Origin of the sequence: Kluyvera sichuanensis, assembly GCF_014218705.1 — a bacterium.
In the GTDB taxonomy this organism is placed as follows: domain Bacteria; phylum Pseudomonadota; class Gammaproteobacteria; order Enterobacterales; family Enterobacteriaceae; genus Kluyvera; species Kluyvera sichuanensis.
Map to the genome: position 1 here is coordinate 43,434 of NZ_JABBJF010000029.1, position 14,806 is coordinate 58,239.

Genomic DNA, 14,806 nt, shown 5'->3' on the forward strand with positions numbered 1-14,806 from the left:
GATAACGGAGTCGTGATGGCAGGAAATACAATTGGACAACTCTTTCGTGTAACGACCTTTGGCGAGTCGCACGGCATCGCGCTGGGCTGCATCGTTGACGGTGTGCCTCCGGGCATCCCGTTAACCGAAGCTGACCTGCAGCACGACCTTGACCGTCGCCGCCCGGGCACGTCGCGTTACACCACCCAGCGTCGCGAACCGGATCAGGTGAAAATCCTCTCCGGCGTGTTCGAAGGCGTGACCACCGGTACCAGCATTGGTCTGCTGATTGAAAACACCGATCAACGTTCGCAGGACTACGGCGCCATTAAAGACGTCTTCCGTCCGGGGCACGCAGACTACACCTACGAACAGAAATACGGCCTGCGCGACTATCGCGGCGGCGGCCGTTCTTCTGCCCGTGAAACGGCGATGCGCGTAGCGGCAGGGGCGATTGCCAAGAAATTTCTTGCGGCGAAATTCGGTATCGTTATTCGCGGCTGTTTAACCCAGATGGGCGACATTCCGCTGGCGATCAAAGATTGGGATCAGGTAGAACAAAACCCGTTCTTCTGCCCGGATCCGGATAAGATTGAAGCGCTGGACGAACTGATGCGCGGCCTCAAAAAAGAGGGCGACTCTATTGGTGCTAAGGTGACCGTAGTGGCGGATGGCGTGCCAGCAGGCCTTGGCGAACCGGTGTTTGACCGTCTGGATGCGGACATCGCCCACGCGATGATGAGCATCAACGCGGTGAAAGGCGTGGAGATTGGCGATGGCTTTGAGGTGGTGAAACTGCGCGGCAGCGAAAACCGCGACGAAATCACCAAAGCCGGTTTCCAGAGCAACCACGCGGGCGGCATTCTGGGCGGTATCAGCAGCGGTCAGCAGATCGTGGCGAATATTGCGCTGAAGCCGACTTCCAGCATTACCGTTCCGGGCAAAACGCTCAACCGCTTTGGTGAAGAAGTGGAGATGATCACCAAAGGTCGTCACGACCCTTGCGTGGGCATCCGTGCGGTGCCCATTGCTGAAGCGATGCTGGCAATTGTGTTGATGGATCACTTTATGCGCCAACGCGCGCAGAACGCCGATGTGACAACGTCGATTCCACGCTGGTAAACATGAAAAAAACCGTTATTGCGCTGCTGGCTCTGGTGGCCAGCGGCACGGCGCTGGCGGCAACGCCGTGGCAGAAAATCACCCAGCCTATCAGCGGCAGCGCTCAGTCTATTGGCGCGTTTGCCAACGGTTGTATCGTGGGTGCACAGGCGCTACCGCTGCAATCAGACACCTATCAGGTGATGCGTACCGACCAGCGCCGCTACTTTGGTCACCCGGATCTGGTGCAGTTTATCCAGCGTCTGGGCAACCAGGTACAGCAGCATGGGATGGGCACGATGCTGATTGGTGATATGGGGATGCCTGCCGGTGGGCGCTTTAACGGCGGACACGCCAGCCACCAGAGCGGGCTGGATGTCGATATTTTCCTGCAGCTACCGAAGGCGCGCTGGAGTTCAGCCCAACTGCTGAAACCCCAGGCGCTGGATTTAGTCAGCGCGGATGGTAAACACGTTGTCCCGATGCTGTGGAAACCGGAAATCGGCCAACTCATTAAGCTCGCTGCCGAAGACCGTGAAGTGACACGCATTTTTGTTAACCCAGCTATTAAACAACAGCTTTGCCTCGACGCGGGTAACGACCGCGACTGGCTGCGTAAAGTTCGCCCGTGGTTCCAGCATCGTGCGCATATGCACGTCCGCCTGAAGTGCCCGGCGAACAGCCTTGAGTGTGAAGAGCAGGCACTGCCCCCGGCTGGAGACGGCTGCGGCGCTGAACTGCAAAGCTGGTTTGAACCGCCAAAACCTGGCGCCACTAAGCCTGTGAAGAAGACGCCTCCTCCGTTGCCGCCTTCCTGCCAGGCGCTACTGGACGAACACGTACTCTAATGGACAGCTTCTCCGCACTATTTATGGTTGAACCACTGATGCTGGTGGTCCTTTTCTTTACTGCGATTCTGGCGGGTTTTATTGATTCACTGGCGGGCGGCGGTGGTTTACTGACCGTACCGGCACTGATGGCAGCAGGCATGCCGCCCGCGCAGGCGTTGGCAACCAACAAGCTGCAGGCCTGTGGCGGTTCGCTATCCGCCTCACTCTATTTTGTTCGCCGCAAAGTGGTAAATCTAGCGGACCAAAAGCTCAATATCCTGATGACCTTTATCGGCTCGATGACCGGTGCGCTGCTGGTGCAATACGTGCAGTCGGAAATATTGCGCCAAATTCTGCCGCTGCTGGTGATAGGTATCGGTCTTTATTTCCTGCTGATGCCGAAGCTTGGCGAAGCTGACCGCCAACAGCGCCTCTATGGTCTGCCGTTCGCGCTAGTGGCCGGCGGCTGCGTCGGTTTCTACGACGGCTTTTTTGGCCCCGGCGCAGGGTCTTTCTACGCGTTAGCATTCGTCACGCTGATGGGTTTCAACCTCGCTAAATCTACCGCACACGCCAAGGTTCTTAACGCTACCTCTAACGTGGGGGGGCTGCTGCTATTCATTATTGGTGGCAAGGTGATCTGGGCAACCGGCTTTGTGATGATGGTTGGGCAGTTTTTCGGTGCTCGTATGGGTTCCCGTCTGGTGCTAAGTAAAGGGCAGACGCTGATTCGCCCGATGATCGTGGTGGTTTCCGCAGTGATGAGCGCGAAGCTGCTGTATGACAGCCATGGACAGCAGATTATGCATTGGTTAGGGATGAATTAATGACGAACACACACAATTACCAGCAGCTGGTGACGATTTTCGATGGCTGCTTTGCCGATGAGTTTAATACTCGTCTGATTAAAGGTGACGACGAACCTATTTATCTTCCAGCGGACGCCGAGGTGCCCTATAACCGTATCGTCTTCGCGCACGGCTTTTTCGCCAGCGCGCTGCATGAAATCTCACACTGGTGTATTGCCGGTAAAGCAAGACGTGAACAGGTTGATTTTGGTTACTGGTACTGCCCGGACGGGCGCGATGCCAAAACCCAGGGGCAGTTTGAAGACGTTGAGGTGAAGCCGCAGGCGTTTGACTGGTTGTTCTGCGTGGCGGCGGGCTTCCCGTTCAACGTTAGCTGCGACAACCTGGAAGGTGACTTTGAACCGGACCGTATCGTCTTCCAGCGGCGTGTACACGCGCAGGTGATGACCTATCTGACGCAAGGCATTCCGCCGCGCCCAGCGACGTTTATCAAAGCACTACAGGATTATTACCATACGCCGTCCCTAACGGCGGAACAATTCCCATGGCCGGAAGATCTCTAAAAGCCATGTTACCGAAAGAGGAAAGAAGATGATCGCGGAGTTTGAAGCACGCATTCTGGCGTTAATTGATGACATGGTGGAGCACGCCAGTGATGATGAGCTGTTTGCCAGCGGTTATCTGCGCGGCCATTTAACGCTCGCGGTAGCGGAGTTAGAAGAGGGCGACGATCGCTCCGCAGAGGCCGTCTATCGCACCGTAGCAGGGAGTCTGGAAAAGGCTATTGGGGCGGGTGAACTCACGCCTCGAGACCAGGCGCTGGTTAAGTCAATGTGGGACTCACTGTTCCAGAAAGGTACACGGTAATGTCTTTGAGATAATTGTCCAGGTTATAGATGACATACTGTAAAGCCCCGCAAGTAACGAATGCTTGCGGGGTTTTTTGTCTTCGCGATATGCGCTTATGTTTGCAGCAAAAAAGCAGGTGGTGTTGAATTATTATATTGTGTGCATAAGATGAATAGCACAAACAGTCAAAAAAAATGATATGAACAATTATCTATCCACATTCATGTTTTGCAAAAAAATAAAATACATATTCTTATCAACAAGCTAGTTGGCTAATATATTTTTGCGCCTAATAATTATACCTAAATCACTAATTCACTCTTGCTATATAAATAATATCCTAAAAAAAAACCTCTGTTAAGCTTTTAGCCAAGTGTAAGAATATAATATTTGACGTTCCAGACATGCCTTATATATGTGGCTGGAACAATAGAATCAATAAATATTATTGGGATGTTTAATAAAGGAATAAATGAAATGAATGATTTAATGATCAAAACCTATCTTCTGGGTAATGCTGGCCTGAAGAAAATGCGTGATTTTTGTAAAGACCAAAATGGTGTTACTGCGGTTGAATACGCCATTGTGCTGGCGGGTGTAGCTGCAGTTGTAGCCGTTGTGTTTGGTAGCAATGGTCAGGTTCAAACGATGATAAATAGCTTATTCACCAAAGCAACAACTGTGGTGAGTACTAATATCAAGTAAGCATGGTGTTTAAACGCTAAGTTGCTGCAAGTAAAAATACAGGCGGCGTCATATGCCGTCTGTATTTTTACAATGGAATTATACTTTTAAACATAAGTTTTATACATATGCCAAAGGGGCTGTATCACAGTACAGTTCGTGCGGTAGCTATGCATCGCTATATTTATTATTCACATAGTGAATATGCGCTCGCAAGTTATCCACTTCTATCTATTATTTCAAACTATAAATTTAATAACCAGTAGTTATTCATGATTCCAGATTCATTAACTAGGGAATGAATTGTTACAAACGTTAATTCTGAGGATATCAATGAGCAAAAAATACAAATTAATAATTAATATTGCCATGGTAATCATCGGCATTATTGGAATGGTTGTTTATTATACCGCAAATAACAATAAAGCAGTGCAACCTAACACTGATGAATCAGCGCTGGTTAAAGCAAATGAAAAACCAAAGGAAAGTATAACGGTTGCCGTAGCCCGGAAAGAGCTAAAAAAAGGGATGCGTTTAACCTCTGAGGATTTCAGGTTAGAGACGGTGCAGGTAGAGAAAGATAGCGAAGAGGTAAAGAAACTTTCGGTTAACGATATTGATAACTGGATGGTTAAGAATGATGTTGCAACGGGGGGGAAAATACCAACCGCAGTATTAGTCGCACCGGGAAGTGATGAATATATTCAAATGTCGGCTAAACCTGGAACTATTGTTTATGGTTTTGCTATTCAAAAATCAGACAGCTATCTTTTTACTAATGTTCGTGCTGGAGAAGGAGTCGATATCTATCTTGCCTACATATTGAGAGAAAGTAGGGAGGATGATGGGCAGAAAGAATCGATACCAACTGCCGATACGACGGATAGTATCAATAATAAACATTTTAAGTTAATAATGAAAGATAAAAAAATACTATCGATTACGTCGCAGGCGTCAAAAATGACGAAGATCGTTGACCAAAGCAGTCCTATAGATAATGAGGGATATATTTTAGTCGAATTGTCACCAGCTGAAGTCATGACTTTAAAAGGTCTTGAAAATAAGTCTATCTATCTGTTCCCTACGAACAAAAATCGCGGCGATATGAGTCTTGAACATTCAGTATTAGTTGGAAGTGAGGGGCAGTGGCCGGTCGATAACCGGGATATTCTATTTACAAATTCACCAGCACCGGCTCCTATAGTGGTAGAAAATATAGTACAAGAACCTCAGAATACAATAGATTCTATAAGAGAATATCGCGGGACTAGTGCTGCTAGCACCGAGATTGAAAATAAAAAATGAAATAATTAAATCTATAGGTAGCATCCCGGAGTATTACTCTTACGTAGATTAAAGGCATATCTAAATGGATTTTAAACCCATACAATAACGAGAGGATGTAGTATGTTTAAAATACTTAAAGTATTTATACTTTAGCTGTTATTACCCTTCGCGATTAGCTCATCATTTGCAGAAGATATGATTTTGAAGGAAGGGCAAGCAAAAAATATCACATCAGGGCAAAAAATCGATACGGTATTTATATCTAACCCAGATATTGCAGATTACAAAGTCATTGATGGTAAAAAAGTTGTTCTATATGCTAAAAAATCAGGAAATACCGACCTTACGATTTATGGCGCAAAAGGTAAGGTTTTAAGGTTTATCACCGTAACTGTAGATTCTGTTGGGGGAACGTTAACGGCGAGGATAAATAAACAGTATCCAGGAACAAATATAAAAATTGAAAGATATATGAGCGGGGAAAAACTGACATATATCATAAAAGGTGATGTCGCGACTGAAGAAATCAGGGATGAGATATATTATACCGTCGGAAGTTTGGTTGGTGATGATAAAAAAGATAGAGAGGTCAGTTGGAGTTCACAGGATGGAGGGGATAATAAGATTGACCACCTGACTAAAAGACAGTGGGGAAATGTTATCGATCGCATGACCGTGCTCTCAACGTCGCAACAGGTTAACGTAAAACTGACTGTGGTTGAGGTCACGAAGAACTTTACGGATGCACTGGGTATCGAGTGGAGCAGCTTGACGCTTGATAGTATTATCAATGGTGGTAGTGCGGCAAATGCCGCAGGTGTTTTCAGTTTGATTGGTTTTAAAGGTGGCTTTGATGCTGGAAACATTAGTACAGTAATCAATGCCGTTAAAAATGATAGTATCGCTAGGGTACTCGCACAGCCAAATTTAACCGTACTTTCGGGAGAATACGCTAGCTTCCTGGTTGGTGGCGAAATTCCAATTGTAGTGGATAGCGGTGGCGATAGTTCTACTTCTGTGGAGTATAAAGAATACGGTATCCGACTTAACATTGGTGCAAAGGTAAATCGTAGCGACAAAATCCGCCTATTTATTTCTAATGAACTTAGTAACGTTACGGGAAGCTATACCTATAACTCTTATTCCATTCCAACAATCAATACGCGAAGAACACAGTCAACGATAGAACTTGCTGACGGCGATAGTTTTGTCATCGGCGGTTTATTAAGTGAAACCGACCGAGAATCTTTATCCAAAGTTCCTTATGTTGGCGATATTCCTATTTTGGGCGCGTTTGCTCGCAGCAGTCAATCCGAGCGGGAAAAAAGTGAATTAGTCGTTTTTGCCACCGTAAAATTAGTTAAACCTGTATCTGCATCCGAAAGCTATAAACTGCCAGTCCCTCAATTCCATAGAACCTCTGTTGATAAGCTTTTCTTTAACGTTGGTGTTGCTGAAGAACACAAAGATAGGCTGGAGAATAATGATGGCCGAGGGTTTATTTCACACGGTGGATTTATTAGATAGGTAGGTTACCGCTATGTTAGATTTAACTAAAATTAATAAGAAAAATGTCGAAAGCAGTGCCGGCTCATCAGGAACGGAAAATATTGCAATTATTACAACGCGGGAAAATATAGCATCAGGCCTGGCAACTCAAATAAGAATGAGTACAGGGATGGAAGTAACACGCGTTAATGCTTATTTCTGTGATATAACTGATGGGAAGATTATACCATCATGTAATTATATTGTTATAGACCTTGAAGGTTTTAATGACATATCAATTATTGAACAAAAAATGAAATTTTTATTTCCAATAACAACCAAAAAAATATTTGTCGGTGATACTGATTCTATTCGTTTCTGTGATGAAATGACGCGTATTGGTACTGTCTATTTACACCTTGAATCACAAATACTGATGGTTGGGAATGCGCTAAAAAAGGTCAATGAGGTTTCTGAAACTTCGAGCTATACGCAAAAAATTAGCGTCATTGGGTGTAAGGGAGGGAGTGGTACTTCACTGTTGGCCTGGAAGCTATTTAAAGCTTTTAGTGAGCTGAGTAATTTCCCCATACTTTTGGTTCAGGGCCACACTGGAACGCCAGATCTGGATTTAATCGCAGATACATCGTTAGCACGCGATGGTGTTATCACTCATCTTAACAATCATCAGGGAATTAAAATCGCCACAGAAGAGGAGTTATGGCAATTCGATGCTCCTGATTATCGAAATTATAATATTGTTATTTTTGATCATAATGTTACGACCCAGGTCAGGGATAAATTAACAGTAATTGTCCCTGGCTCGGATTTTATGTTTATTGTAGTTACCAGAGAGCTAGCTTCGGTACGTAATGCACGTCTGATTATTGATGAGTTCGAGCGTATTTCACCTACTCCAGAAAATGTGAAGGAGTTGTCAAAAAATATTATTATATTGAATGAAAACCATCTTGCAAGGCCGGATGAGTTATCAAATGAGGATATTGAAAACTATCTTGGTAAAAAAATCGATATTATTCATTCGTATCTCAAAGACATGAAACAAACAAATAAAAATAACGCAATTCAAAACTTTGCGGTAAAAATGCTTGGTATCAATGATAGAGATAATTCTGGTAGCAAAAAGAGTGGCCTACGATTTTTGTCCCTCTTTAAGAAAAAATGACATTTTAGTATTAGTTCAGAAAATCACTCATGGATGATTTCTTATGAATAAATCGAGTTCATTTGTCTATTTTAGACAGGAAGTTCTTAAAAGTATTGATCTTGAGCAGATTGACAGTATAAAAGAAAATAGATCAGAACTTCTTAATGAAGTGAATTCTGTTATTCGCTCGGTGATTAATGGCAACCGTACAGAAAATTATCTCTCTGCCCCTGAGCGGCAAGAGTTGTGTGAACTGGTCGTTGATGAAATAACGGGATATGGACCGTTACGAGAACTGATGGAAGATGATTCGATCAGTGATATTCTCGTCAATGGACCTAACCGTATTTTCGTTGAAAAAAAGGGGCGTCTGGAGTTATCTGAAAAACAGTTTATCAATAATGAACAGTTAACAGATATCGCAAGGAGACTTGTCGGTAAGGTGGGGCGGCGCATCGATGATTCACAACCATTGGTTGATGCGCGTATGCCTGATGGAAGTCGCTTGAACGTTGTTATTTCACCGATATCTATTGATGGCACGTCAATGTCGATACGAAAATTCGGTAAAGGAAATATAACGCTGGGAGAGTTAATAAAGTTCGGAAGCATGAATGAAATAATGGCAAATTTTTTGGTTATTGCCAGCCGTTGCCGGGTCAATATTATTGTATCGGGAGGGACAGGATCAGGAAAAACAACCTTGTTGAACGCGATGTCACAATATATTGAAGAAAGTGAACGTGTATTAACGCTTGAGGATGCGGCAGAATTAAGACTGCAACAAACACACGTGTTGAGGCTAGAGACAAGGCTTGCTGGGTCAGAAAATCAGGGTCAGATTAATATGAGAAATCTGGTAATTAACTCCCTGCGTATGCGGCCCGATCGCATTATCATCGGTGAGTGCCGCGGTGCGGAAGCTTTTGAAATGCTGCAGGCGATGAATACTGGGCACGATGGTTCCATGTCAACGCTGCACGCAAACAATCCAAGGGATGCGATAGCTCGATTAGAGAGTATGGTCATGATGGCTAATGCCGCGCTTCCACTAATCGCTATTCGTCGTAATATCTCGACGGCGGTAAATATTGTCGTGCAGGCATCACGTTTACCCGATGGTTCAAGAAAGGTAACAAATATATCTGAATTAATGGGGATGGAAGGCGAAAATATTATTCTACAGGATATCTTTAATTTCACTGCCAATCCTGAAAGAGATGCTAATGGAATGATTACAGGTACATTCACCTGCAATGGTCTTCTTCAACGTTCTGCAGTTTATAGGCAAGCGTTAGTACATGGCTATCTTGAACCTTTACGGCAACTATTCGGGAGCAAAGTGTCATGATTATAGTATTTGTTTCAACCATTTTTCTCTTAATAGGTATTGCACAAATATACTTTTCTGCAAAAAACTCAAAAAATATAAAGAGTAAAATATTATCAACGAATATCATTGCCAGCCACGAGGATACACAGAAAAACATCATAATTTCCAATCTAGCTAACAATGCAAAATTGGTTTTAGGAAAAGTTCGTAGGAACCTTATTGGTAAAAATAGCGAGCTACTTGTTAAAACTGCAGCTATTACATTTGCGGGTGTGACGGGAGCTTTATATATCAATGCCGAGTTCTTACAGTTTGGTAACCTTACTATTGCAATAATCGTGATGATTATCATACCGTATATTCCCTATGTTAAGCAGGTAAAAAAAAGTCGAACTGAATTTGAACGTGATTTTGCAGAGGCATTAAATATTATTAATAGTTCCGTGAGAGTAGGGCGACCGGTATTACAAGGGTTCGAAGAATGTGCACGAGTAATCAATAGCGATTTTGGACAGGAATTTAAGCGAGTATTAATGAGACTTGATATTGGCGATGAACCAGAACGTGTATTTATGGACTCCTATTATCGCTACCCCTACAGTGAGTACTTTTCATTTGTAATAACGGTATTAATAAATTTAAAAGGTGGTGGGCAAGTTAGCGAAGTGATGACTCGATTAACTATGTTGATCTCTGCAAGCAAAGCCTTGGAAAGAAAAAAAATCGCCATGACGTCTGAGGCCAGGATGTCGGTAAAAGTGCTTGTGATTATACCAGTCTTCTTTTTCTTCTTTATAAAATTTGTTTCACCAGATAACTTTGACATATTAATAGGGACAGATTCAGGACGATTCATACTGTATTACGCTGTAGGTAGTATATTAACCGGAATATGGTTGGTATGGATGATGATGAATAAGGTGGGATAAACTAATGATATATGCTTTTTTCTGTGTTTTATTTGCAATTGGAATGAGAAGTATATTGTTACTTATCTATCGGCAGCGGAGGATGAAAAAAGTAGAAAAGTTAATTAACTTTTCCGCTAGAAAAGATGACCCGAAAAATATTCTTTCCTATGGTAGCAATTTAATTGAATCGCAATTAGATAAAACATTTAAAAAGAATAGTAAAATCATTTCTGCCTCTTCGGCATTGGACCAAAACATAAAAATAAAGGCTGTTTTATTTATAGTAATGGCGCTGCCTGTTACCTTGATGAAGTATGCAGGTTGGTGGGAATTAGATTCGCAGACGTTTATGATTGTGGTTCTTGGTATTCTTTCTTTTATTATCATTGTTCCGGCTCGTATTCAAAAATCAGTAACGCAGAGAAGATTTAACCGAATTTCCAATGATATCCCTTACCTTATTGACCTTTTAGCGGTTTGTATCCAATCAGGTATGACGGTTGAAGCTGCGTTATCTTATATTGCTTATAAAATCGAAAGTATCAATAAAGATTTGTCTGCTTTACTTGTTCGTACGGTGCTGAGATCTGAAGTTAGTGGTATTAACACCGCTCTGGAGCAACTTTCTAATGAAGTAAATAACGAAGAAGTACGGATGCTTTGTTCAACTTTATTACAAAGTACAAAATTTGGTTCGTCTATTTATAATGTATTAATTGAATTATCTAAAGACATTAGACAAATGCAGTTATTGAGTATGGAAGAAAAAGTGGCCGCGCTTTCCGCGAAAATGACATTCCCAATGATTGCTTTTATTCTTTTTCCCCTAATAGCACTGGTTGCTGGTCCGGGTCTGATTAAGATGAGCTCAACATGGTAAAAAAATTATTACCTATATTAATGCTTGCGGTTCTTAGTGGTTGTTCAGGTGGTTTATCAAATGCATCAGAAGATGATCAAAAGGAATATATATTAACACAGTTGAATGACTATCAGGGTTTGATAGAGATATACCGGAAAAAACTAAGTCTTAAGGATAATGCTGAGGATCGTTATCATCTCTCATTACTCTATAACAAAATTGGCGATTACAACTCATCAAATATATACCTCAAGCCATTGGCGGATGGTAATGGCGACAGCAAGTATTTTTTACTGCAAGCTAAGAACCTTATTGAACTAGGGCAGGAAAATGACGCGAGAGTCATTATTGACAAACTAATTTTAAAAGAGGGGGCAAATGGTGAATTGTGGAATTTACGCGGTATTATGTTAGCTCAACAGGGGTACTACACCGACGCATTGCACTCATTTGAGAAGGCCAGGGGCCTGTTTTATAATGAAGAAATTGTCATTAATAATATCGCGATGATGGAGATCTTACAGCAGGATTATGTAAAAGCTCGTGATCATCTGCTATCGCTGTATGTGAGGAAAAAATATCGCTCACAGACGGTATATAATCTTGTTTATTCACTTATTAAAATCGGGGACTATAACAGCGCAAGGAAAATTATTGCTAGTGAAAAAATGATCACGACCGATTCAGAAGAACTTATCAATTCACTAGCGAAATTATCACCGCGTGAGCAAGTCCAAATAAATATTCAAAATAGTCCTGGTTCTACTCTGGCACAAAAAGATAACTTTATAAATAAAGGAAAAGATATAAAACAGAAAACCTCATTGCCAGTTAATATCACCAAACCAACTTCAGATGCTCCAGTAATTAAGAAGGAAGCAACGCCATTATCAGATAAATGTGAGTTTGTTGACAATCCGAATGAAAAAGTATTGCCGTTCAAGGGGCGAATTGCTAACGCAAAATCTATATCAATGTTAACATCGGCACATATCACCAATGGTGACCGGTTGGCATTATATTCTTCATATCCTATTAATTTTATGCTGTTGCCGAAGTTATATGACAATCAGATTGAGTTAGAATTATTTGGTGCACAACCACTAAAATCACTATTCAACGCTCAGTTAGCCATAATTAATAAACATCCTAATGTTAAAAAAGTTGAGTTTATTAATAAAGGTGATGGGAACACTATTTTAAGAGTTGTTACAACGCGCTGTGTCAAATCGAAGTTGATAAAAAGATCGACTGCAACTGGAAGGATTAAAGAAAAAATACTAATAGATTTCACATATTAATGATTGTATTTATTTTTAGCGTTAGTTTTATTAATTTTGTGCAATAATAATTTGCATCAAAATGTATTCTTCTGGCTTAATTTAAATACATTGAGATAGAATTACATTTTGGAGTTGTTAATGGATATCAATTTCGAGGAATTGTTACTTGAGTTATTAAAAATAAATGGAATTGAAAAAGTAGCACTACTTAATATGATAAAAAAAGAGATTGAGTGTGGGTTTAATATCGATGATAACAGTGGGCCTTTAGTTCAGGCTATGAGCGATATTGTTAGAACTAACATAAAATACACACGGTTGTCATCGTTAAAGAGTTGTTTTGAGGATATATTAATTTCTTACGATAATGAAATTCATTTATTAACGCCTTTTACTTGCATGAACAATTGTTTTCTTTACATCGGTATCGCTAAAAATTCAAATATAGCTTTGATTAGATTGAAGTTAAATGAGTGTTTATCTATTCATTTGAGTGTTCCTGTGCGGCTATAAAATATAGAGGGTTTTCTTTTAGCGGTAAGAATTAATGATTAATATCACTAGCTTATTTTGGAGAATTGTGATGGGTCTACATAAGTTACCTTTCGATATATATGCCACAAAATCAGATGAAGATGAACCGTTGATGAAGCCATCTTTAGAGACTCGGAATGAACCTTGTATAGCGACTAAAGGTGCTGAGGTTGAAGGTGCTGAGATTGAAGGTGCTGAGATTGAAGGTGCTGAGATTGAAGGTGCTGAGATTGAAGGTGCTGAGATTGAAGGTGCTGAGATTGAAGATGCTGGGATTGAAGATGCTGGGATTGAAGATGCTGGGATTGAAGGTGTTGAAATACGTGAGGTGCCAGAAGCATTGATTGCTGCATTAAATATCGAGTTAAAAGAGTTCTATAAACAAAATACTTTACTACAAAATATTATAGTATCAACAGAGGATGGATTTGAAGTGGCTTCACTGCTCACTGCAGGTAATGAACTTCACGTGAGAAAAGTATCTGCTTTAGCAAGTTCGTTGCTTGGAATCAGCTCAGCGATGCTAAAAGAAGTCGGTTCAGGGGAGCAGAACACGGTCTTTATGGAGAGTGACGACAGTATGATCCTCTTTAACCGGATTATCGTTGCTAAGCATATATTGTGCTTGATGGCGATAACGGAAAAAGATGAGCCTATTGGTCAGATATTCTGGCGTATGAAAAATTTATCTGAAAGCATTATTGAAATATGCAAAAAAATCATTTAATTAACATTGGAATATCAAAGTGGAAAAATCGTTCATTTTAGACTGTGCAGTTAAAATTTGCTCCGCCGATCATGTTAGCGGTTATATATCTATTAATCCAGTTATTGATAGTAGAGATAAATTAACGGAACAAAGATTTAATTTACTGTATGATTTAATTTATAAAGTTAGCATCGATGTAATAAATGCTTATCCTGATATTAAACGAAATGAAATTGCCTATGTTCTTGATAAAGCTATCCAACTCACCAGTTCCGATATTTCTTGTGGTGCTATTGCGGTTGAACCGGTTCTCTATGAACGTGACCAAAAGATTTTCGACACCATAAAATTTTACTTTATGATGGTTAATAAAATGCGAAGTTCTTTATCTATTGAAATAGAGAATAATGAAATATCATCTCCTGTACGAGTAGAGCAAAGTATACCATCATATCCTGAAAGTCGTACAATAGTGATACCGGTGTATCAAAAAATGAAAAGAGCAAAAATAAAGAAAGGTAAAAGATAGATAACAATAGAATCCATGTATTTCCGCATATTATATATGCGGAATAATTTTGCAGAGTCTAAGTATGCATGACCTATTCTGTCATTTCTTACTATTAATAATATTTATTCTCCTCTTATATTCTTGTGTTACTGATATTTTATACAGACAAATAAAAAACAGTTGTGTATTATCTGTGCTTGTCTCTTCAATGTGTTTAGCTATGTTGTTTGGTCATATTAATATAATGATTCCTGCCATGGTTTTGATTATTGGTTTTTTATTAGCAATAACAGGAATGATAGGCGCTGGGGACATAAAGTTAATTGTGGCGCTAGTTTTTAGCATACCGCAGAATTTAATATTAGAATTTTTCGGTAATGACTCCAACTTATTGATAGTGTTTTATGTTCAGATAATGCCCGATGACTTTGTCATGCAGCTCCACCGATTTTGAGAACGACAGCGACT

General features: G+C 41.2%; 17 protein-coding genes and 1 pseudogene. 17 read left to right on the plus strand and 1 reads right to left on the minus strand.

The genetic code is table 11. The features are described from left to right. The first annotated feature begins 15 nt into the window (after positions 1–15). From aroC to HII27_RS27555, 17 genes and pseudogenes are all read left to right on the plus strand, one after another. Entirely contained in the window at positions 16–1,101 is a 1,086-nt protein-coding gene (gene aroC, locus HII27_RS21890) for a chorismate synthase (RefSeq protein ID WP_185669533.1), read from the plus strand. A 2-nt stretch (positions 1,102–1,103) separates the two neighbouring features. Next, entirely contained in the window at positions 1,104–1,928 is an 825-nt protein-coding gene (mepA, locus tag HII27_RS21895) for a penicillin-insensitive murein endopeptidase (RefSeq protein ID WP_185669534.1), read from the plus strand. Then, a complete protein-coding gene (locus HII27_RS21900) occupies positions 1,928–2,737 on the plus strand; it encodes a sulfite exporter TauE/SafE family protein (RefSeq protein ID WP_185669535.1) in 810 nt (269 codons plus the stop codon). Before mepA ends, HII27_RS21900 begins: the two co-directional genes overlap by 1 nt. After that, positions 2,737–3,282, plus strand: coding sequence for an elongation factor P hydroxylase (locus HII27_RS21905; RefSeq protein WP_185669536.1), 546 nt, complete (start codon positions 2,737–2,739; stop codon positions 3,280–3,282). Before HII27_RS21900 ends, HII27_RS21905 begins: the two co-directional genes overlap by 1 nt. A gap of 28 nt (positions 3,283–3,310) precedes the next feature. Continuing rightward, positions 3,311–3,586: a YfcL family protein gene (locus tag HII27_RS21910; RefSeq protein WP_185669537.1), complete on the plus strand. Its 276-nt coding sequence runs from the start codon at positions 3,311–3,313 to the stop codon at positions 3,584–3,586. Between the two features lie 459 nt (positions 3,587–4,045). Continuing rightward, positions 4,046–4,273 carry a Flp family type IVb pilin gene (locus HII27_RS21915; protein ID WP_223883275.1) on the plus strand — a complete coding sequence of 76 codons (228 nt, stop codon included), beginning with the start codon at positions 4,046–4,048 and terminating at the stop codon, positions 4,271–4,273. 312 nt (positions 4,274–4,585) lie between these two features. After that, complete coding sequence (locus tag HII27_RS21920; RefSeq protein ID WP_185669538.1) at positions 4,586–5,557, plus strand: hypothetical protein; 972 nt, start codon at positions 4,586–4,588, stop codon at positions 5,555–5,557. 177 nt (positions 5,558–5,734) lie between these two features. Then, entirely contained in the window at positions 5,735–7,066 is a 1,332-nt protein-coding gene (locus HII27_RS21925) for a type II and III secretion system protein family protein (protein WP_223883276.1), read from the plus strand. Positions 7,067–7,079: 13 nt separating this feature from the next. Further along, positions 7,080–8,213 (plus strand): P-loop NTPase family protein, encoded by a 1,134-nt coding sequence (locus tag HII27_RS21930; RefSeq protein WP_185669540.1) that lies wholly within the window; start codon positions 7,080–7,082, stop codon positions 8,211–8,213. A gap of 43 nt (positions 8,214–8,256) precedes the next feature. After that, entirely contained in the window at positions 8,257–9,546 is a 1,290-nt protein-coding gene (locus tag HII27_RS21935) for a CpaF family protein (protein WP_185669541.1), read from the plus strand. Next, positions 9,543–10,457 carry a type II secretion system F family protein gene (locus tag HII27_RS21940; RefSeq protein ID WP_185669542.1) on the plus strand — a complete coding sequence of 305 codons (915 nt, stop codon included), beginning with the start codon at positions 9,543–9,545 and terminating at the stop codon, positions 10,455–10,457. Before HII27_RS21935 ends, HII27_RS21940 begins: the two co-directional genes overlap by 4 nt. A gap of 82 nt (positions 10,458–10,539) precedes the next feature. Next, positions 10,540–11,319: a type II secretion system F family protein gene (locus HII27_RS21945; protein ID WP_185669543.1), complete on the plus strand. Its 780-nt coding sequence runs from the start codon at positions 10,540–10,542 to the stop codon at positions 11,317–11,319. Further along, a complete protein-coding gene (locus HII27_RS21950) occupies positions 11,313–12,602 on the plus strand; it encodes a tetratricopeptide repeat protein (protein ID WP_185669544.1) in 1,290 nt (429 codons plus the stop codon). Before HII27_RS21945 ends, HII27_RS21950 begins: the two co-directional genes overlap by 7 nt. A 120-nt stretch (positions 12,603–12,722) precedes the next feature. Then, positions 12,723–13,097 (plus strand): hypothetical protein, encoded by a 375-nt coding sequence (locus HII27_RS21955; protein ID WP_185669545.1) that lies wholly within the window; start codon positions 12,723–12,725, stop codon positions 13,095–13,097. A 34-nt stretch (positions 13,098–13,131) separates the two neighbouring features. Continuing rightward, positions 13,132–13,845, plus strand: a complete 714-nt coding sequence (locus HII27_RS21960) for a roadblock/LC7 domain-containing protein (protein WP_185669546.1) — start codon at positions 13,132–13,134, stop codon at positions 13,843–13,845. A 19-nt stretch (positions 13,846–13,864) separates the two neighbouring features. Then, on the plus strand, positions 13,865–14,356 hold the full coding sequence (locus HII27_RS21965; protein ID WP_185669547.1) for a hypothetical protein: 492 nt from the start codon (positions 13,865–13,867) through the stop codon (positions 14,354–14,356). Positions 14,357–14,420: 64 nt separating this feature from the next. Further along, positions 14,421–14,711 (plus strand): annotated as a pseudogene (locus HII27_RS27555) (prepilin peptidase); the annotation flags it as partial. Positions 14,712–14,726: 15 nt separating this feature from the next. On the opposite strand, the gene HII27_RS21970 reads toward HII27_RS27555, so the two are convergent. Further along, positions 14,727–14,806, minus strand: an 80-nt coding sequence (locus tag HII27_RS21970) for an IS1 family transposase (protein WP_001401901.1), incomplete at its 5' end; no start/stop codon positions are given.